General features: G+C 63.8%; 14 protein-coding genes and 1 pseudogene. 9 read left to right on the top strand and 6 right to left on the bottom strand.

Annotated elements, in window-relative coordinates; all coding sequences use genetic code 11:
• Positions 1–33 precede the first annotated feature (33 nt).
• Genes CAK78_RS12000 through CAK78_RS11990 form a run of 3 tightly spaced genes read left to right on the top strand, consistent with a single transcriptional unit; the run spans position 34 to position 7,257 of the window.
• The gene (locus CAK78_RS12000; protein WP_094697417.1) at positions 34–4,311 is read left to right on the top strand and encodes a transporter substrate-binding domain-containing protein; all 4,278 of its coding nucleotides are present in this window, start codon (positions 34–36) and stop codon (positions 4,309–4,311) included.
• A complete protein-coding gene (locus CAK78_RS11995) occupies positions 4,292–5,605 on the top strand; it encodes an EAL domain-containing response regulator (protein ID WP_441296592.1) in 1,314 nt (437 codons plus the stop codon). Before CAK78_RS12000 ends, CAK78_RS11995 begins: the two co-directional genes overlap by 20 nt.
• Before the next feature lie 38 nt (positions 5,606–5,643).
• Complete coding sequence (locus CAK78_RS11990; protein ID WP_094697416.1) at positions 5,644–7,257, top strand: methyl-accepting chemotaxis protein; 1,614 nt, start codon at positions 5,644–5,646, stop codon at positions 7,255–7,257.
• 84 nt (positions 7,258–7,341) lie between these two features.
• Here CAK78_RS11990 and rfaH read toward each other — a convergent pair whose 3' ends face one another.
• The 4 genes from rfaH to metN form a co-directional block, all read right to left on the bottom strand.
• Positions 7,342–7,842 carry a transcription/translation regulatory transformer protein RfaH gene (rfaH, locus tag CAK78_RS11985; RefSeq protein WP_176452765.1) on the bottom strand — a complete coding sequence of 167 codons (501 nt, stop codon included), beginning with the start codon at positions 7,840–7,842 and terminating at the stop codon, positions 7,342–7,344.
• Positions 7,843–7,938: 96 nt separating this feature from the next.
• Positions 7,939–8,739, bottom strand: a complete 801-nt coding sequence (gene metQ, locus CAK78_RS11980; protein WP_005304269.1) for a methionine ABC transporter substrate-binding lipoprotein MetQ — start codon at positions 8,737–8,739, stop codon at positions 7,939–7,941.
• Positions 8,740–8,764: 25 nt separating this feature from the next.
• Positions 8,765–9,418, bottom strand: a complete 654-nt coding sequence (locus CAK78_RS11975; protein WP_011704854.1) for a methionine ABC transporter permease — start codon at positions 9,416–9,418, stop codon at positions 8,765–8,767.
• Positions 9,399–10,442 (bottom strand): methionine ABC transporter ATP-binding protein MetN, encoded by a 1,044-nt coding sequence (metN, locus tag CAK78_RS11970; protein WP_094697414.1) that lies wholly within the window; start codon positions 10,440–10,442, stop codon positions 9,399–9,401. The genes CAK78_RS11975 and metN overlap by 20 nt, the downstream gene beginning before the upstream one ends.
• Before the next feature lie 472 nt (positions 10,443–10,914).
• Here metN and CAK78_RS11960 point away from each other — a divergent pair, with 472 nt between their 5' ends.
• On the top strand, positions 10,915–11,370 hold the full coding sequence (locus CAK78_RS11960) for a hypothetical protein (protein WP_094697413.1): 456 nt from the start codon (positions 10,915–10,917) through the stop codon (positions 11,368–11,370).
• A gap of 109 nt (positions 11,371–11,479) precedes the next feature.
• Here the strand turns inward: CAK78_RS11960 and ppgK are convergent, their stop codons facing one another.
• Both ppgK and queG read right to left on the bottom strand, forming a co-directional pair.
• Positions 11,480–12,235, bottom strand: a complete 756-nt coding sequence (gene ppgK, locus CAK78_RS11955; RefSeq protein ID WP_094697412.1) for a polyphosphate--glucose phosphotransferase — start codon at positions 12,233–12,235, stop codon at positions 11,480–11,482.
• Between the two features lie 83 nt (positions 12,236–12,318).
• On the bottom strand, positions 12,319–13,446 hold the full coding sequence (gene queG / locus CAK78_RS11950) for a tRNA epoxyqueuosine(34) reductase QueG (RefSeq protein ID WP_094697411.1): 1,128 nt from the start codon (positions 13,444–13,446) through the stop codon (positions 12,319–12,321).
• A 186-nt stretch (positions 13,447–13,632) separates the two neighbouring features.
• Here queG and CAK78_RS11945 point away from each other — a divergent pair.
• The 5 genes and pseudogenes from CAK78_RS11945 (at position 13,633) to miaA (ending at position 20,296) form a co-directional block, all read left to right on the top strand.
• A pseudogene (locus tag CAK78_RS11945) lies at positions 13,633–15,144 on the top strand (NAD(P)H-hydrate dehydratase).
• An 8-nt stretch (positions 15,145–15,152) separates the two neighbouring features.
• On the top strand, positions 15,153–15,626 hold the full coding sequence (gene tsaE, locus CAK78_RS11940) for a tRNA (adenosine(37)-N6)-threonylcarbamoyltransferase complex ATPase subunit type 1 TsaE (RefSeq protein WP_005304245.1): 474 nt from the start codon (positions 15,153–15,155) through the stop codon (positions 15,624–15,626).
• On the top strand, positions 15,617–17,182 hold the full coding sequence (locus CAK78_RS11935) for an N-acetylmuramoyl-L-alanine amidase (RefSeq protein ID WP_094697410.1): 1,566 nt from the start codon (positions 15,617–15,619) through the stop codon (positions 17,180–17,182). The genes tsaE and CAK78_RS11935 overlap by 10 nt, the downstream gene beginning before the upstream one ends.
• A gap of 230 nt (positions 17,183–17,412) precedes the next feature.
• Positions 17,413–19,287: a DNA mismatch repair endonuclease MutL gene (mutL, locus tag CAK78_RS11930; protein ID WP_094697409.1), complete on the top strand. Its 1,875-nt coding sequence runs from the start codon at positions 17,413–17,415 to the stop codon at positions 19,285–19,287.
• Between the two features lie 91 nt (positions 19,288–19,378).
• Positions 19,379–20,296, top strand: a complete 918-nt coding sequence (gene miaA / locus CAK78_RS11925) for a tRNA (adenosine(37)-N6)-dimethylallyltransferase MiaA (RefSeq protein WP_094697408.1) — start codon at positions 19,379–19,381, stop codon at positions 20,294–20,296.
• The last annotated feature ends 66 nt before the right edge of the window (positions 20,297–20,362 follow it).

Raw genomic sequence — 20,362 nt, 5'->3', positions numbered from 1 at the left:
ATGATCGCTCTCCGATCTGTTCAGGAGTCATCCATGTTGCGCCTTTGCATTCGCGCTATTTTATTGTGCTGGTTTATCTGTTGTGGCCATGTGGCTGCGGCAGAAGCCTCTCTGGACAGGGATCAGCTGGGGCTGGCGGAGCGATTGTGGCTCGCCTCGCGTAGCGACCTGGTGGTAGGCATGCCATCGATGGCCTGGCCACCCTACATCTACACCAACGGGCGGGGCGGCTTCAGCGGCCCGCTCGACGACTTTGCCAAACTGATTGCCGACCGGTTGGGGCTGACCGTGCGCTACAAGACCTATCCCTACTACGCAGCGACCCAGCAGGCGTTGCTTGATGGGGAGGTGGACATGCTGATCGGCGTGACGCCGAGCCAGTCGCGCCAGCAGCAGATGCGTTTTACCTCGGATCTGATGACCCTGCCGCGCGCCGTTCTGCTGACACGGGATGAGGGGGAGCCGACCCTGGCTGAGGCTCGCCGGTTGCGCTGGGTGTGCGAGCACGGTTTCAGCTCCTGCGAGGAGTTGGCAGAGCTTGGAATGAGCCAGTTGACCGAGGCGGACAGCAGTGACGAGGCGGTTTTCATGGTCAAGAAGGGGCTGGCGGATGCCTATCTCTCCGACCTGCCCTCCCTGATGCGCCAGCAGCGGCTGCAACCACAGACAGGGCTCAAGGTGATCACCCCGGAGTGGGTGACGGATACCTCGCTGGCCATGGCGGTGGGCCCCGACAATCAGGGGCTGCTCGGTCTGCTGGAGCTGGCCCTCAACGACATTCCGCTGGATGAGCGGCGCCGCATTCTGGAGACCGGCGGGATAGTCGACTATGAGCTGACCAACGGTCCCCGTCAGATAGTGTTCAACCAGAGTGAACTGGACTGGCTGGCCCGCCACCCGACTCTGCGTTTTGGGGTGGCACCGGACTGGCCGGCGGTGAGCGAGATTGACGGTAGCGGTCAGCTCAAGGGCTTCATCGCCGACCTGCTCAAGCTGGTGAGCCTGCGCTCTGGCCTACGGTTCACCCTGGTTCCCACCAGCAGCTGGGCCGAGACCCAGGCACTGTTGCAGGCACGCAAGCTGGACTTCATCCCGGCCATGACTCCGACCGCCGATCGGCGTCAATATGCCCTGTTCAGCCCTGACTATGCCTTCATCCATCGGGTGATCGCCGCCAGACAGGGAAGCGAGGAGCTGGACAATCTCAACCAGCTCAAGGGACGCCGAGTGGGGATCGTCGGCGGCTCGGTGGAGGAGCTGGTACTCAAGGAGGTGGGCGCCAACCCAGTGGCGGTGAGCAGCGACACCAAACTGCTGCCGCTGCTGGACGGACACCAGGTCGACTATGTGCTGATGAGCATGACTACCCTGGAGCAGGCGTTGCAAAAAGGGTTCAACAATCGCTATCAGGTGGTGTTTTCCGGCAACGAGCTGAGGGTGCCTATCGCCATGGCGGTGCATCAGCAGGATCCCATGTTGCAGCAGATCCTGACCAAGGTGCTGCTCTCCATCCGGCCGGAGGAGATGACCAAGCTGGAGCACAAGTGGTTGGCCCTGACCATCCAGACCGGCATCAATCCGACCACGGTCGCATTCTGGTCCGCCTTCGGGCTGGGAGCTTTCCTGCTCTGCGTACTGCTGTTCATGGGCTGGAACCGGACCCTGCGCCGCCAGATAGTGCAGCGTCAGCTGGCCGAGCTCAAATTGAACGAGCAGTTGACGTTTGTGCAAACCCTGCTCAACTCGCTGCCCAACATGGTGGTGCTGCGGGATCGCGAGCAGCGCATCACCCTCTGCAACCAGGCCTATCGGGATGCTTTCATTGGCGACCCGATGCAGGAAGAGGGGGATGATCTGGACCGCATGCCGGCCAGAGAGCGGGAGCGGGTCTTGAAGGAAGAGCTGGAGGTGTGGCAGAGCGGCGAACAGCTGGAAGGGGCGGGCAACAGCCGCCGCCAGGATGGTGCCATGTTTCACGTCATCTATACCAAGCGCCCCTATCGCTCGCCAAAGGGCGACATGCTGGGGGTGCTGACGGTGCTGACCGACGTGACCCGCATCAAGGAGGCCGAGGCGCGGGCCCGCAAGGCGGAGACTCGCCTCACCCAGATCACCGACAGCATGCCTGGCATCGTCTATCAGTACCTCTGGATTGGACCCGGCAAGGGACGTTTCCTCTATGCCTCGCAAGGGGCGAGCGAGATCCTGGGGGCCAGCCGGCAGGAGATGCTGTCGGCCGAGTCGGGCGGCGAGGTATTCGGCTTTACCGAGGAGGCGCTGCAGGATTTCGTCAGCAAGGTGGCCAACCATGCACAGACCCTGGCCCCCCTCGATCTGGAGGTCAAGGTGGAACGGCCGGAGGGGGCGCGCTACCTGCAGGTGCGCGGCAGCTTCGTGCCGCAGGAGGAGGGGCACCTGATCCTCAACGGGGTGATCCAGGACATCACGGCTCTCAAGCGCCAGGAATATGAGCTGAGGGAGGCGCGGGCCTACGCCGAGCAGGCGATGCAGGTGCGCAGCCGCTTCCTCGCCACCATGAGCCATGAACTGAGGACCCCCATCTCCGGCATGCACGGCATGCTGGAGCTGCTGCAGATGAGCGAGCTGAACGAGGATCAGCGCTACCTGCTGCGCAACGTGGTCACCTCCACCAACAACCTGCTCTATCTGGTCAACGACGTGCTCGATTTTTCCAAGATAGAGGCGGGCCAGCTGCAGCTCCATTATCAGGAGTGCCGGCTTGCCTCCGTCATCTGTGACGTGATCCGCGGTCACGCGACCCTGGCTCATGGCAAGGGGCTCAAAGTGACGCTGGACTGGGCGCCGGAGGTGCCGGATCTGGCCCGCATCGATGCGGTGCGGGTGGGGCAGGTGCTCTCCAACCTGCTCAACAATGCGGTCAAATTTACCGAGCGGGGCGAGATCCGTATCTTGGTCGGCTTTGAGCAGGAGCGACTCACCATCGCGGTCAGCGACACCGGCATCGGCATCGCCGAAGAGAAGCAGGATCGTCTGTTCACCCCGTTCGAGCAGGTGGAATCCGACATAACCCGACGCTTTGGCGGCACCGGACTGGGTCTGGCCATCTGCCATCAGCTGGCCCAGAAGATGGGGGGCTCACTGACGCTGGAGAGCCGACCGGGTCACGGTACCCGGCTCACCTTCGAGTTTCCGTTGAGCGGATGCCAGTGGGATGTACCTCCGCTGGCTGGCCAGGATTGGTGGCTGTTTGGCGAAGATATTGCCCTGCAGAGCGCCATGCAGCGGCTGGGGGCCAGGCTGCATCGCATGGATCCGCAGCAGTGGCAGCAGCCCCTTGGTGGCTTGTTGCTGGCGGAGGAGAGCTGGCTCGAGCAGGCGCTCGGCAGCGACTGGCTGGACCATTTGCAGCGATCGACCCTCAAGGGCATAGTGCTCTCCCCGCAGGAGGCCCTGCGCGGTCGCATGGGGTCGAGTGCCTGGTGGCGGTTGGGGCAATCGCCGCTCTACCCAGACCTGCTGCTGGAGACCTGTCACCAGTTGCTGGGTGAGGCGGCGATCAGCCCGGTGGAGGCCAGTGTTCCCAAGCTGCAGGGGCGGGTGCTGGTGGCCGACGATCACCCCATCAACCGTGCCCTGTTGGCCCGCCAGCTGGCGATCCTAGGGGTGGATGCCGAGGTGGTGGATGACGGCGACAAGGCGCTGCGCACCTGGCAGGGGCAGGGATTCGCCCTGCTGCTGACCGACTGCCACATGCCGGCGATGGATGGTTACAGCCTGACCCGGGCGCTGCGGGAACAGGGGGTATCGGCCCCCGTCATCGGGGTGACGGCCGATACCTCCGAAGAGGCCGGTCTGCAGATGCAGGAGGCGGGCATGAACGACATGCTGTTCAAACCCTATACCCTGGAGACGCTGCGGCAGGTACTGATGCGCTGGTTGCCGGTGAGCAGCCAGGTGCAGGAGTCCATCCAGACCCCTGAGCCTGTCAGCGAGCAGGGGGAGCGCTGGATCTCGTTGTTTGGTGATGAGTCGGTGGCGCGCAGCATGGCGCGGGAATACCTGGATTCCAATCGCCAGGATGGAGATGACATGATGCAGGCACTGGCCAGGCAGGATACGTATGCTCTGGTGGAGACGGCGCATCGGATCAAGGGGGCTGCCCGCATGGTGGGGCAGCAGGCATTGGCGGAGGAGGCGGCCCGGCTCGAAGCGGCGGCCCGCCTCAAGCAGCTGGACGAGCTCAGCGAACTGAGCCAGACAGTATTGGCGCTGATGAACGCTATTACAGGTGAAATTGGATTATGGCTCGATGAACAAGACACAGCATGAGTTGGTGATCATGGTGGTGGAAGATCACGCCTTCCAGCGCAAGGCGTTGATGCACCAGATCCGCGGGCTCGGTTACGCTTCCCTGCTGGAGGCACAGGATGGAGTGGAAGCGCTGGCCATGTGCCAGCGGCATCAGGTCGACATCCTGTTTTGCGATCTGCGCATGCCGGGCATGGATGGCATGGCGCTGCTGCGCCGCCTCTCGCTTGGCGGCTTTCGCGGCGGCATCATTCTTTCCAGCGCGCTGGAGGATGACGTGGTCGAGGCCGTGCTGCGGATGAGTGCCGCCTATGGCCTGCAGGTGCTGGGGCGCATCGAGAAGCCCTCCAGCCAGCAGCAGATCAGCCAGCTGATCGGGGCCTGGCGCCCGCAGCAGGAGCGAGCCCAGGAGGAGGATGGTCACCGCCTGACCCTGGACGAGTTGAGCCTGGCGCTGGAGCAGGATCAGCTGCTGCCCTGGTACCAACCCAAGGTGAGCTTTGGCTCCGGCCAGTGGGTCGGCATGGAGGCGCTGGCCCGCTGGCAGCACCCGGAGTACGGCCTCATCTCGCCGGCTCGCTTCATTCCGCTGGCGGAGCACAACGGCCTCATCGATCGGCTGACCGAGGTGATCATCAGCAAGTCGCTGCGGGACGGCCATCTGTGGGAGCAGACCGGGTTATCCCTCAATCTCTCGATGAACCTCTCCACCACCTCCCTCATCGAGGGGGATCTGTGCAACACCCTGATCAACCAGTGTCAGCGCTGGAGCATCAACCCCGAGCTCATCACCCTGGAGGTGACCGAGAGCGCGTTCGTGCAGGATCTGGGCAAGTCGCTGGAGGTGCTGACGCGCCTGCGCATGCACGGCTTCGGCCTCTCCATCGACGACTTCGGAACCGGCTACTCCTCCATGCAGCAGCTGGCTCTGCTGCCCTTCACCGAACTCAAGCTGGATCGCTCTTTCGTCGATCACTGCTTTGAGGACCCCTCCCGCTTGGCCATAATAGAGTCAAGCATCGAGCTGGCCCGCAAGCTGGGGCTCAAGTCCGTCGCCGAAGGGGTAGAGGATGAACTCACCTGGCGACTGCTGGCGCGGCTGGGGTGCGACGTGTGCCAGGGCTTCTTCTCTGCCCGGCCCATGCCGCGCGAGGAGTTGTTGGGATGGCACGACTCCTGGCGTGAACGGTTACCGGCGCGGCTGGGGTGCGACGTGTGCCAGGGCTTCTTCTCTGCCCGGCCCATGCCGCGCGAGGAGTTGTTGGGATGGCACGACTCCTGGCGTGAACGGTTACCGGCGCTGCTCGGGGAGTGAATATCGGGCAGGATGCCCGCAACGGAACAGGGACGTTCATGAAAATTTCAAGCAAGTTGCTGCTCAGCTTCTGTTTTATCAATCTGCTGGTGATCCTCTCTTCCAGCCTGGTCTACCACCAGCTCGGCCGCATCGGACAGGCCGGCAGCGCGCTGCTGGAGCAGGCCCTGCCCGCCCTGCAGCGGGATGAAGCGAGCCAGAAGGCGCTGGTGGCGACCATCTCCGCCCTGCGTGACTTCCTCATCTCGGGGGATCCGGACTATCGCACCAAATACCAGGACTATTACCAGTTCCACCAGCAGCGGGTGGCCGAGCTGAAGCAGCAAGAGGCCAACTTTACCGAGGCGCAGAAGGGGATCTGGTCGCTGTTCGAGGAGATGTCGACCCCCTTTGCCGAGCTGGTGGGCCAGGTGATCGAGAAGCGTCAGGCCCCGGACTGGGATCAGGCCAATTATCTGATGGCGACCGAGATTGAGCCCGCCCTCGGCCAGCTGGCGACCCAACTGGCTGGCCAGGTGACCGAGACCCGCGCCGAGGTGCAGAGCATGGGCCAGAAGATGACCAGCGCCGGCCAGGCCATCAATCGCACCCTGCTGCTGGCCACCCTGACCGTGATTGTGCTGGGCACCCTGGTGGCGTTGCTGTTCAGTCGGCGCCTGACCCGTGACATCGCCAGCCTGGTGCTGCGGGCCGATCAGGTGGCCAATGGCCGGTTGCCGGCCCGCCCCCTGCCGGTGCAGAGCCAGGATGAGCTGGGCGGGCTGACGGGCTCCATCAACCAGATGTCCGGCCAGCTGCGCCAGCTGGTGGGGGAGATCCAGGGGGCGGTGGGGCAGGTGGACGGGGCCTGCGGTGAGGTGAGCACCACCACCCGCGCCATCGTCACCGACCTGGCGAGCCAGAGTCAGCGGGTCGATACGGTGGCGGCGGCCATCGAGCAGATGTCGGTCAGTACCCGGGATGTGGCGGGCAATATCGCCGAAGCGGCGCGGGCTGCCCAGCAGGCCGAGCAGCAGACCCGCCAGGGGGGCCAGGAGCTGGCCCGCATGACGGCTACCATGCAGCAGATTGCCGCCATGATTGCCCAGGCGAACGAGGCGATGGGCCAGCTCAGCAGCCAGAGCGAACAGGTGGGACGCGTCACCGAGGTGATCGCCACCATCGCCGAGCAGACCAATCTGCTGGCGCTCAACGCAGCCATCGAGGCGGCGCGGGCCGGCGAGCAGGGGCGCGGGTTTGCGGTGGTGGCCGACGAGGTACGCCTGCTGGCGAGCCGCACCAGCCAGTCCACCGAGGAGATCAGCCAGACCATCGCCAGCATCCAGCAGCAGACCCGCCAGACCGTCAACACGGTCGGCAGCGGTACCCGGCTGGTGGAGGAGGGGCGTGGCGCCGTCGACTCGGTGACCGCTACCCTGGATGCCATGCTGCAGCTGGTGCAGGACTTGTCGGGTCAGCTGGGAGCCATCTCCACCGCGACCGAGCAGCAGTCGCGGGTGGCCCAGGAGGTGGCGGGCACGGTGGAGGAGATCGCCGGGCTCAGCCGGCAGTCGAGCCAGCGCAGCCAGCAGGGGGAGGAGATAGTGGCCAGGCTGGCGCAGGATACCGGCCGCTTGACGGCGGTGATCAGCCGCTTCGAGCTGGATGCCTGAGGCGGCCAATGCACATAAGAACGGGGCAGGCCGCTTGGCCTGTCCCGTTTCTTTTCAGCCTGATGGTTGCTCTGGCCTGGCGGGTCACTCCAGCCGGCGGAAGGACTGGTTTTCGAAGCTGCTGCTGGTCTCCTGATTGAGCAGGCTCACCAGCAGGATCGCCCGCTTGTCGCCATCCGGCTCCAGATAGATGGCCTCGAAGCCGGCCAGCGGACCGGATTCTATCAATACCTTGTCGCCCTGGGTTGGCAGGTTGGCGTAGCTGGCGCGCGCCTCGTCGCTGTCGTCCCGGCTCATCAGTTGATAGACCAGCTGGCTGTTGATGGCGGTCCACTCCCGTCCGAAGTGGATGATGCGGCTGATGCCGCGGGTGGACTTCAGGGTGACCGGGGTGACCTCTTCCAGATCCACGTAGATGAACAGGTAGTTGGGGAACATGGGCTCCCGCACCGGGACTCGCTTGCCCCGCCGCAGTTTTTCAATTTCCACCATGGGATAGTAGGACTCGATCCCCTGGGCTTCGAGATGGGCGCGGGCGCGGGCCTCTTCTTTTGGCTTGCAGTAGGCCAGATACCATTTTTTCATGTGATGAATATGTTCGTGTTGCCGTGCTCGCCGATATGATAGCGGCAGCAATAAAAAAGGCCACGCATTGCGTGGCCTTTTTTGCCGAGTGAGTGATTACCAACCTTTCACCAGGCCGCCTTTGAACAGTTCCAGCCCTTTCTTGTAGACGTCGTCGGTCTGGAAGGCCTGCACGAACTGTTTGACCTTTTCGTCGTCCTTGTTGTTGTCGCGGGCGACGATCAGGTTGACGTAGGGGGACTCCTTGTCCTCGACAAACAGGCCGTTCTCGGTCGGGGTCAGGCCAATCTGACCGGCGAAGGTGTTGTTGATGATGGCCAAGTCCACGTCTTCCAGAGAACGCGGCAGCTGGGCGGCTTCCAGCTCGACGATCTTGAAGTTGCGCGGGTTGCTGGCGATGTCCAGCACGGTCGCTTCCAGACCAGCACCCTCCTTGAGCTTCAGCAGACCCTGCTTCTCCAGCAGGATCAGGGAGCGGCCCAGGTTGGTCGGATCGTTCGGCACCGCGATCTGGGCGCCATCTTTCAGCTCGGAGAGGGCCTTGATCTTCTTGGAGTAACCGGCGATCGGGTAGACGAAGGTGTTGCCGACCGGCACCAGCTTGAAGCCGCGATCACGGATCTGGGCATCCAGATAGGGCTTGTGCTGGAAGGCGTTGACGTCAACGCTGCCATCGTTCAGGGCCACGTTCGGGGTGACGTAGTCGGAGAAGTTGACCACCTCGACGGTCAGGCCGTATTTCTCCTTGGCCACTTTGGCGGCCACTTCAACCAGTTCGGTCTCGGGGCCGGCGATGGCGCCCACTTTCAGGGTCTTGTTCTCTTCTTTTTGACCGCAACCGGCCAGTACCAGGGTAGCCAGCAGGGCAGCCGCAACGGATTTGATGCCAAATTTCATAAAACCTCCTGTCAGAAATCGACGATTAACGATGATCACATTTGTTGACCAGGCGCTCACCCGCGCTCTGGATGAGTTGAACCAGCACTACCAGGATCACGACGGTGACCAGCATGACGGTCGGGTCAAAGCGCTGATAGCCGTAGCGAATACCCACATCGCCCAGTCCACCGCCCCCGATGGCACCAGCCATGGCGGAGTAGTTCACCAGCGTGACGAGGGTGATGGTGACGCTGTTGAGGATGCCAGGCAGGGCCTCGGGCAGCAGCACCTTGGTGATTATTTGCAATGGCTTGGCGCCCATGGCCTTGGCCGCTTCCAGCAGGCCGTCCGGCACCTCCATCAGGGCCCCTTCCACCAGGCGGGCGATGAAGGGGATGCAACCGACGGTCAGCGGCACGATGGCGGCGATGGTGCCGATGCTGGTGCCGACAATCAGCCGGGTCAGCGGAATAATCGCCACCAGCAGGATGATGAAGGGCACCGAGCGACCCACGTTGACCACCATGCCCAGGGTGCGGTTGAGCAGCGGGTTGGCCAGGATCTGGCCGGCCTTGGTCACGTGCAGCGCTACGCCGAGCGGCAGACCGAGCAGGCAGCCAAACAGGGCGGAGGCAAACACCATGATGAGGGTGTCGCCCAGGGCCGTGAACAGCAGATTAATCATTGCTTCGGACATAACCCATTACCTCCAGCTGAATATGGTTGTCGATGAAGAACTGCTGGGTGGCCTCGCACTGGGCCTCATCCCCGAACAGTTCCGCCAGCAGGAAGCCGAACTTGACGCCGCCGGCGTACTCGATGTCGGCGCTCAGAATGCTGATGTCGATGTTGAAGCGGCGGCTCGCCTCCGAGATGAGCGGCGTGTCGACCGTGCTGCCGGTAAAGCCGAGCTTCACCAGCGGATAGCTGGCAGGTATCCGGTCGCTACTCATCCGATCCTGATACTCCTGGGGTACTTCCAGGTGAATGGTGGAGTGGATGAAATCCCGTGCCAGCTGGGTCTTGGCATTGCTGAAGAACCAGGCCACTTCGCCCTGTTCGATCAGACGGCCGTCGCTGATGATGGCCACTTCGTCGCAGATCCCCTTCACCACGTCCATCTCGTGGGTGATGAGCAGTATGGTGAGCCCCAGCTTGACGTTGATCTCCTTGAGCAGGGTCAGGATCGAGCGGGTGGTCTGTGGGTCGAGGGCCGAGGTGGCCTCGTCGCACAGCAGCACCTTGGGGGCCGGGGCCAGCGCCCGGGCGATGGCGACCCGCTGCTTCTGACCACCGGACAGCTCGGACGGATAGGCGTGGGCGCGGGCTTCCAGCCCGACCAGCGCCAGCAGCTCGGTGACCCGATTCTGGATCTTGTCCTTGCTCCAGCCCGCCAGCTCCAGCGGAAAGGCGATGTTGGCGGAGACGGTACGGGAGGCCAGCAGGTTGAAGTGCTGGAAAATCATCCCGATCTGGCGGCGAGCCTGGGTCAGATCCCGCTCGCTCAGGGCGACCAGCTCCTGGCCGTCGACGATGACCTGGCCATCCGTCGGGCGCTCCAGCAGGTTGACGCAGCGGATGAGGGTGCTCTTGCCGGCACCGGAGGCACCGATCACCCCGAAAATTTTGCCTTGCGGCACATGCAGGCTGACATCACGCAGGGCGTGCACGGCATCACTGCCTTTACCGTAGACTTTGTTGAGACTGATCAACTTAATCATGGATTCTTCCGTGCTAACAGCCTTAAAGCACAGGGCGCTACAGGCGGGTGAATTGGGCAGAGGTTTCACTAGGTTGCTCTGTCATCATGGAGGATGATGCTAAGATGTCTGGATGGCCATGTCAACGCGTGTTTATACATCTAGACGTCTAAAAAAGTGCTAAGGATTGCCACTGGTTGACTAAGGCCGACGGTGATCCGGTTCACATCAATATTGTATTTGGCAGTGTAGTAGGATTGCCGAATATCAGATGGCAAATAGACCATTATTACTTCCTTTATTAGTCGTGAGACGGATTCAGCTGCTCATCCTTTTACTCCCTCCGGTTTGGCACAAATCATTCCATTTTGTGTCGATCGCTGCTTTCTTGGCCGGCTTCTTGATGCAGCACAACAAGGGCCGTGCTTTGGCTTGGCTTGCAATTGCCTGTTTTTTTATACTGAATGGGCACGACATACAGGAGGGCAACCTGATGCGATTTCAACAAATCAAAGACTTGCTGCTCTATCTGGAGCAGGTGCATCACCAGCTTGGACTCTGTTACGGACGCCTCATGACCCAGGTGGATGGCGAGCGCAGCCGGCTGCTGCTGGCCTATCTGCAGCAGCGGGAGGCGGCGGCTGGTACCCAGCTGGAGGACTACCTGAGCGAACTTGGCGAAGGGGTGAAGGAGACCTGGCTGGAGCGGGGTTTCAGCGAGGATCTGCTGCCCGGGATCCGGCGCCTTGACCTGCCCGCCACGGCCCAGACCCAGGACATAGTGCAGCTGGTGTGCCGGCAGGAGGAGAAACTCATCGGTGAGCTCAGCCATCTGGCCCGGGAGTGTCCGACCGAGGAGACGGTGCGGTTGCTCGGTGGCCTGGCCACGCAGGAGCAGACCCGCCTGACCCGGCTGGTGCACGGCGCCCATCGGCTCGACGACCTCTAGGGGATGGCTGCTGTCGGCTGAGATGTGCGGCGCATAGTGAAAAATGTGCGGGGAAAACAGCAGAGGCCCGGCAATGCCGGGCCTCTGCTGTTTGTTGTTCACGACGGGCTCATGCCGACTGGCGGGCGGCGGTCAGCTCGGCGGCGTGCAGGGCGGCGCCTATGATGCCGGCCTGATTGAGGTTGGCGGCCGCCACCAGCGGGGCCCGGGTCTCAATCTTGTCGATGAACTTGTCGAGCTTGGCGGCGCTGCCGCCGCCCAGGATGAAGAGGTCGGGGGAAAACAGAAACTCGAGGCGGGCCAGGTACTTGTTGAAGCGCTTGCCCCAGCGGCCCCAGGAGAGATCCTCGCGCTTGCGCACCGCATCCGAGCAGTAGTGCTCGGCCACCATCCCTTCCAGCATCAGGTGACCCAGCTCGGTGTTGGGCAGCAGCTGGCCGTTGACGAACACGGCGGTGCCGATGCCGGTGCCGACCGTGATGAGGATGATCACCCCCCGGCGTTCCCGGCCGTTGCCGTAGCGCATTTCTGCCAGACCGGCCGCATCGGCGTCATTCAGCACGTGGCAGGGCTGGCCGATCACGTCGCCGAACAGGTGGGCGACGTCGGTCTCAATCCAGCTCTTGTCGATGTTGGCCGCACTCTTGGCGATGCCGTTGTGGATGGTGGCGGGAAAGCCGCAGCCCACCGGGCCCTTCCAGTCGAAGTGTTCCACCAGCGCCTTGAGGGTATGCGCCACGGCGGCCGGGGTGGCCGGCTGCGGCGTCACCAGCCGGTGGCGTTCGCCAATCAGCTCGCCCGTTGCGGTGTCGACCAGGCATCCCTTGATCCCCGAACCACCGATATCCACTCCCAACATCTGCATCAGCTTGTTCCTTTTGTTGTGCCGACCATCGACCGTCGGCAGAGCATGAAAAAATGACCTGGATCCGGCAAGGGGCAGATCGTCTATGCGTGATCCGGCAGACCTTTTTCGATGCAGCGGATCAGCAAGCGGGTCTTTTTGTTGTCATCCTGCTGGCGCCGGGCCAGGGTTGCCAGCGCCCACTCGATATGTTCGGCCACCATGGGCTCGGCTTCAGTCAGCGCCTGCTGCAGGGCCACCATTACCTCCTGGCTGGCCGGGCCGTTGCCAAGGGCCACCGCCAGGTTGCGGCGCCAGCGCTGATAGCCGATGCGGCGAATGGGGCTGCCTTCGGTGTGCTTGAGGAACTCGCTCTCGCTCCAGCCCCACAAGGTCAACAGCGGCGGGCGATGCAGATTGGGGCGCGGGCTGAAGTCGGGCTCTGGGCTGGCGTTGGCATAGCGGTTCCAGGGGCAGATGAGCTGGCAGTCGTCACAGCCATAGATGCGGTTGCCCATCAGCGGCCGGAACTCTGCGGGGATGGGGCCGTCGTTCTCGATGGTGAGATAGGAGATGCAGCGGCGGCCATCCACCACGTAGGGGGCGACAATGGCGCCGGTGGGGCAGATGTTGATGCAGGCCACGCACTTGCCGCACTGCTCTTTCTCTACCGGCGCATCCAGCGGCAGTGGCAGACTGAGCAGCAGCTCCCCCAGAAAGAAGAAGGATCCCGCCGACTCGTTGAGCAGCAGCGAGTGTTTGCCCACCCAGCCGAGGCCGGCCTTGGCCGCCAGCGGCCGCTCCAGAATGGGGGCCGAGTCGACGAAGGGGCGCCAGCCCAGCGCCTCGCAGCGCTGCTCGATGCGCTCCCCCAGCTGCTTGAGCCGGCTGCGCAGCAGCTTGTGGTAGTCGCGACCCAGGGCATAGCGGCTGATGTAGCCGAGGGTGGGGTCGCGCAGGGTGGCGGCGAAGCCCGCCTCGAACGGGAGATAGTTCATCCGCACCGACAACACCCGCAAGGTACCCGGCAGCAGCTCGTGGGGGCGAGCCCGCATCATGCCGTGGCGCGCCATGTAGTCCATGCTGCCGTGATAGCCCGCGTCCAGCCAGGCTTGCAGCCTGGGCTCCTCGAGGGTGAGATCCGTGTCGGTGATGCCGGCCTGGTCGAATCCTAGCTCGCTCGCCCAGAGCTTGATATCTTGGGCCAGTTGATGAAGTTCGGCCGTGGTCATGGCGCTGCCGGTCCTGCTGGCGGGCGGCCTGAGCGTGCACCGGGATGGGAGTGTACTGTCATGCTGTATCGCATCTCTGGGGGCTTGCTGCCAAGGTTAACCGATGGGGGCGTTTGCCGCCGTCATACTGCATCATGAACCCGGTGCCCGCCGGACCGGATCAATGGATGAGAGTCAGGAGCCGTCATGGAACAGGTCATCGGGGATGCTATCAGCGGGAAAGAGGGGCAAAGCTTACCACAATCACTGTGGCGGACTGAACAGATCCGTGCCCTGGAGCGGGAGTGGGCCGAGCGCGAGGGGTTGAGCCTCTATGCCTTGATGGAGCGCGCCGGGGCGGCGCTGCGCACCTACGCCACCCACCACTGGCCGCACAGCCGGTGCTGGTGGATCTTTACCGGCCCCGGCAACAACGGTGGCGACGGCTACGTGCTGGCCCGCCTGGCAAGACAGCTGGGTCTTGAGCCCTAGGTGATTGCCGTGCGGGATCCCGCCGAGTTGACGGGGGATGCCAGGCGGGCCGCCGACGAGTGGCTGGCGATGGGGGGCACAGTGGTGTCGCCCGAGGAGCGGGAGCTTGACCGGCTGCCGGCCCCGGATCTGGTGGTCGATGCACTGCTTGGCACCGGTGTCCATATCCGGTTGTCACCGCTCATGACAAAGATCGTCGCAACAATCAATGGCTTGCAGGTGCCCGTGTTGGCGGTGGATCTCCCCTCCGGCCTCAATGCCGATACCGGCTGCGCCATGGGGGCCGTGGTGCGCGCCAGCCGTACCCTCACCTTCATCGGCATCAAGCAGGGCATGCTCACCGCCGACGGGGTGGATTGCGTCGGCCGGCTCGACTGCGACACCCTCGGCGTCACCGCGCCGCCCGGGTGGCAGGCGGCCGCCGAGCGCGTCGATTATCCTTCTCTTTGCGCCAGGCTGACGCCGCGCCAGCGCTCGTCCCACAAGGGCTCCCACGGCAAGGTGTTGCTGGTGGGGGGCAATGCGGGGATGCAGGGAGCCATCGTGCTGGCCGCGCGCGCCTGCCTGCGGGCCGGTGCCGGTCTGGTGCGGGTGTGCCAACATCCTGATCACCTGCCCGCCAGCCTCTATCAGGCCGAATTGATGGGCAGTCAGGGCGGTGGCGAGGAAAGCTGGGCCTCGGTGCGGGTGGTGGGACCGGGGTTGGGTCAGGATGAGTGGGGTCGGCGCCATTTTGAGTCATTTGTTAACGAGCAGGTGCCACTGGTATTGGATGCCGATGGATTGAATTGGCTGGCGCAATGTCCCCGTCATCAGGATAATTGGGTGCTCACGCCCCATCCGGGCGAGGCGGCCCGCCTGCTGGGCTGCACCATTGCCGAGATCGCCGCGGATCGCTTTGCCGCGGTACAGCGTCTGCAGCAGCGCTTCGGCGGTGTGGTGCTGCTCAAAGGGGCGGGGACGCTGATCCACGACGGCAAGGGGATGGCGCTCTGCAACGAGGGCAATCCTGGCATGGCCAGTGGCGGCATGGGCGACCTGTTATCTGGTATAATCGCCGCCCTTTTGGCCCAGGGCTGGTCTGCCGCCGAGGCAGCCCGACTGGGCGCCGTGATCCACGGGGAAGCGGCCGATCTGGCCGCTGCAGACGGAGAGCGGGGCATGCTGGCATCAGACCTGCTGCCCTTTATCCGTCGACTGGTTAATCCCGACACCATAACAAGCTAAAGAAGAACATGGCAAAACAGTTGATGATGACACTGCCGGACGAGGCAGCAACCGTGGCACTGGGTGGCCGTCTGGCCCACGCCTGCCAGCAGGCGACCACTGTCTTCCTGCACGGGGCCCTGGGGGCCGGCAAGACCACCCTGACTCGGGGCTGGGTGCAGGGGCTGGGTCATGAGGGCAAGGTCAAGAGCCCGACCTACACCCTGGTGGAGCCCTACGAGCTGGCCGACTGGCAGCTCTATCACTTCGATCTCTATCGGCTGGCCGACCCGGAAGAGCTGGAGTTCATGGGGATCCGCGACTACTTCGGCGCCAACACCCTCTGTCTGGTGGAGTGGCCGGAAAAGGGCGACGGCTGGCTGCCCGCGCCGGATCTCGAGATCACCCTGAGTTATGCAAACGAGCAGCGCGAGGTGCAGATTGATGCCCGTACTGCTATTGGCGAAGCCATTCTGGAACGGTTGTCATCTACGTGCGCTTGATCCTTGTTATTGCCCTCTCCCTGCTGGCCTTACCCTCCTGGGCGAATCAGCTCAAGAGCGTGCGGGTGTGGCCATCGCCGGACAACACCCGGGTGGTGCTCGACATGAGCAGCGCCCCCAATTACAACTACTTCACCCTGACCGGTCCTGACCGGCTGGTGATCGACCTGAAAGGGGCGAGCAACGTCACCAACCTGGCTCGCATCGAGAACAAGAGCGAGCTGGTGCGCAAGATCCGTGAAAGCTCGCCGCTGGAAAAAGGCGGGCTGCGGCTGGTGCTGGATCTCAGCTCTGCCATCAAGCCGGTAGTCTTTCCATTGGCGCCGGCCGGCCCCTACGGCCACCGGCTGGTGATCGACCTGCCTTATGAAGAGAAGTCCTCCGCCACCGCTCAGGCGGCACCGGTAGGTGGCAAGGGCAAGGGGGTGGTTATCGCCATCGACCCGGGCCACGGCGGGGAAGACCCGGGCTCCATCGGTCCGCGCCGCACCTACGAGAAGCGGGTGACCCTGGCGGTTTCCCAGAAACTGGCCGCCCTTATCGACCGCGAACCCGGCATGCGCGCCGTGTTGACCCGGCGCGGCGACTACTTCGTCGATCTGAACAAGCGCTCCGAGATTGCCCGCAAGGCCAAGGCCGATCTGCTGGTGTCGGTGCACGCCGACAGCTTCCACAACTCGACCCCGCGCGGCGCCTCCGTCTGGGTGCTGTCGACCAACCGCGCCAACCGCGAGATGGGTAGCTGGCTGGAGAAGCAGGAGAAACAGGGCGAGCTGCTGGGGGGCGTAGGCAAGGTATTGGCCGAATCCGATCCCAACCCCTACCTGGCGCAGACCTTCCTCGACCTCTCGATGGACAAGTCCCGTGCCGAGGGCTATGACGTCAGCCGCCAGATCCTGCGCTCGCTGGGTCGGGTAGCTCGGTTGCACAAGAAGGCGCCGGAGCACGCCAGTCTGGCGGTGTTGAAGGCGCCCGATATCCCCTCCGTGCTGGTGGAGACGGGCTTTATCTCCAACCACGCCGAAGAGAAGCTGCTGGCGACCTCCAGCTATCAGGATCAACTGGCTCGCGCCATCTTCGAGGGGATCCGCAACTACTACCGGGCTCACCCGACCAAGGGCGCCATGCTCACCGGCAAGGGGCAGGCCAGCAACAAGCAGGCCGCGGTCACCCGACCCGCCCCTGCCAGCAAGCCGGTCGCCGTCAGCAAACCGGCGGCGCAGCCGGTGCAGCAGGTGGTGACCAACCGGATGCCGGCCACCGAGCCGAACCGCAGCAGCGACGGCGGGGCGCCGGTCAGCAGCGTCGGCGGCTCTTCGTCCGGTGCCGGGGTGATCAAGCCCTACGTGGTAGCGGCCAAGGAGCCGAGCGTGCCGGTGACCAGCGTGCAGAGCAACGACAAGGCCAACATGATCCGGCATGTGGTCACTCGCGGGCAGAGCCTCTCCCGGCTCGCCGAGAAATACGGGGTCAGCCAGGCGCGACTGGTGGAGATCAACAAGCTCAAGTCGCGGGACATCCAGATAGGGCAGGTGCTCTATATCCCGCAAAAATAGTGCTGGATGAGGTGCCGGGCCCGTCCCTGCCGATGGCAGGGACGGGCCCGGTGAGCCGTCATCTAACCCCACCGATTCCCCGCACCTTCAACCATCAGGAGCCAGCGATGCCGATCCGTACCTTGTCCCCTGTTCTGGCCAGCCAGACGAGCGCGGGCTGTGATACGGCGGCGTGGCGCCCAGCCGGGGCGGTTGCCACAGCCATCCCGTTCAACCAGCAGGAGTAAGCGATGCCAATCCGTATATTGCCGCCGATTCTGGCCAACCAGATTGCTGCCGGTGAGGTGGTGGAGCGGCCCTCCTCCGTGGTCAAGGAGCTGGTGGAAAACAGCCTGGATGCCGGCGCCGACCGGGTCGAGATCGACATCGACAAGGGCGGTGCCAAGCTTATTCGCATTCGCGACAATGGCGGTGGCGTTGCCAAGGATGAGCTGGTGCTGGCGCTGTCGCGCCACGCCACCTCCAAGGTGGCGACTCTCGACGATCTGGAAGGGATCAACAGCCTGGGCTTTCGCGGCGAGGCGCTCGCCTCCATCAGCTCGGTCTCACGGCTTACCTTTACCTCCCGTACGGCGGAGCAGTCCGAAGCCTGGCAGGCCCAGGCCGAAGGGCGCGAGATGAGCGTCACCGTCAAGCCGGCGGCCCACCCGATGGGCACGACGGTGGAGGTGGTGGACCTCTTCTTCAACACCCCGGCGCGGCGCAAGTTCATGCGCAGCGAAAAGACCGAGTTTGCCCACATCGACGAGCTGGTGCGCCGCATCGCGCTCTCCCGCTTCGACGTCACCCTGATCCTGCGTCACAACGGCAAGGTGGTGCGCCAGTACAAAGCCGCCAACATGGTGGCGGAGCAGGAGCGCCGGCTCGCCGCGGTGTGCGGCTCTCCCTTCATGCACCACGCGCTGGCGGTGGAGAGCGAGCACAGCGACGTGCGGTTGTGGGGCTGGCTGGCCACGCCCGCCGGCGCCAGACCGCAGAACGATCTGCAATACACCTATGTCAACGGCCGCATGATGCGCGACAAGCTGATCAACCACGCCATCCGCCAGGCCTATGACGAGCTGCTGCCGGCCGACCGCTTCGCGGCCTATGTGCTCTACATCGAGCTGGATCCGCGTCAGGTGGATGTCAACGTTCATCCGGCCAAGCACGAGGTGCGTTTTCATCAGGCGCGCCTCATTCACGACTTCATCTTCCAGGCGCTGTTTACCGCCCTGCGCCAGCCAGGGGCGGCAAGCGACGGGAGCGACCAACCCCTGGCCGAGACCCTGGTCGAGCTGCCGGTCAGTGCCCCCATCGAGTATCCGGGCCAAGCGCCCAGAGCCGAGTGGTATGGCGCCGAGCACAACTACCGGGCCCCGGCCCGGGAAGTGCGGGAAGGAAGTGGCGCCGGGCGACCCGGCCACTACCTGCCGCCCGAGCCCCCGAGCCGAGAGGCGATGCGTGGCATGGGAGCGCTGCTCACCACCCTGCCGACGGTGCCGGGCACGCCGCTGGCTGAGGCTGAAACCGCGCCTGCCGCCGCCGTGGCTGCCAAGGCGGGGGCATGGCGGGCCTTGACCCTGGTGGAGCAGGCCTATCTGCTGCTGGAGCGGGACAACCGGCTGGCCCTGCTGTCGCTGGTGCGGGCCGAGCGCCTGCTGCTGCGCCACTGGCTGCTGGAAACCTGGGGCCAGGGGCTGGCGGCCCAGCCGCTGCTGCTGCCGGTCTCCTTCAAGCTGCCGAAAAACCTGGTCGCGCTGGTGGAAACGCAGGAGCGTTTGCTCAAACGGATGGGGCTGGAGTTGAAAAGCGGTGGGCGCGACACCATGATCCTGACTCGGGTGCCAGCGCTGCTGCGCCAGACCGATCTGGTGCGCTTATTACCCGAATTGCTGCAACTGATCGAGAGTGGATCTGACAGTGATGCTGGCCAGCAGGCTGAAGTACTATGCCAATGGCTGGTGGAGCAGGGGATAAGTCGCGAAAAAGTATATGATTTTGCCACGGCCAACCGCTTGCTGACGGAACTTGTTGCCGATTTCAGTGACCAACTGGCAGACGTTCGCATGGTGCGCCCGCTGTCGCTGGCGAGCGTGCTGGCCGAGTTCGCCGATGGCCATTGAGGGAAATGCCCTCTTGAATCCATAAACCAGTTTTTTGCAGGTGCGCCGCCAGGGTGGCGACCATGCAAGGGGAGTTTTTCACGTGGCTGACTTGCCGACTGCAATTTTTCTGATGGGGCCGACGGCCTCCGGCAAGACGGATCTCGCCATCGAACTGTGCCAGGCGCTGCCCTGCGACATCATCAGCGTGGATTCCGCGCTCATCTATCGCGGCATGGATATCGGCACCGCCAAGCCTACGCCGGCCGAACTGGCGCAGGCGCCGCACCGGCTGATCGACATCCTGGATCCCGCCATGAGCTATTCGGCGGCCGACTTTTGCCGTGATGCGCTGCGGGAGATGAAAGAGATTGCCGATCGCGGCCGCATTCCGCTGCTGGTGGGTGGCACCATGCTCTATTTCAAGGCGCTGCTGGAAGGGCTCTCTCCGTTGCCCTCTGCCGACCCCGCCATTCGGGCTGGCATCGAGGAGGAGGCCGCTCGCCTTGGCTGGCAGGCGCTGCACGATGAGCTGGTGCGCATCGACCAGGTGGCCGGGGCCCGCATCCATCCCAATGACCCGCAACGGCTCAGCCGGGCGCTCGAGGTCTACCGCATCAGCGGCAAGACCCTCACCGAGCTGACCCAGGTGCAGGGGGAGGGGTTGCCCTATCGTGTGCTGCAGTTTGCCATCGCACCGAGCGATCGCGCCGTGCTGCACCAGCGCATCGAGCTGCGCTTTGACAAGATGCTGCAGGGCGGCTTTGAACAGGAGGTCAGGGGCCTCTACCAACGGGGCGATCTCACCCCGGATCTTCCCTCCATCCGCTGTGTGGGATACCGCCAAATGTGGGACTACCTGGCAGGGGAAGTGGAGTATGATGAGATGCGCTATCGCGGAATTGTTGCCACCCGCCAGTTGGCCAAGCGTCAAATGACCTGGTTGCGCGGTTGGTCTGATGTGACCTGGTTGGAATCTGGTGAGTCTGGCAATCTGGCAAGGGTCGTCGCCCGTGCCGGAGTGGCTTGACACTCCTGTATAATCAGGTTGTTATATTGATATCCGGTGTTTAAACACAACAAACTATAAGGAAAA

It is taken from the genome of Aeromonas sp. A35_P, assembly GCF_002259925.1.
Lineage (GTDB): Bacteria > Pseudomonadota > Gammaproteobacteria > Enterobacterales > Aeromonadaceae > Aeromonas > Aeromonas dhakensis.
The sequence above is the reverse complement of the archived record's forward strand: the minus strand, read 5'-3'. Positions and strand labels throughout refer to the sequence as shown.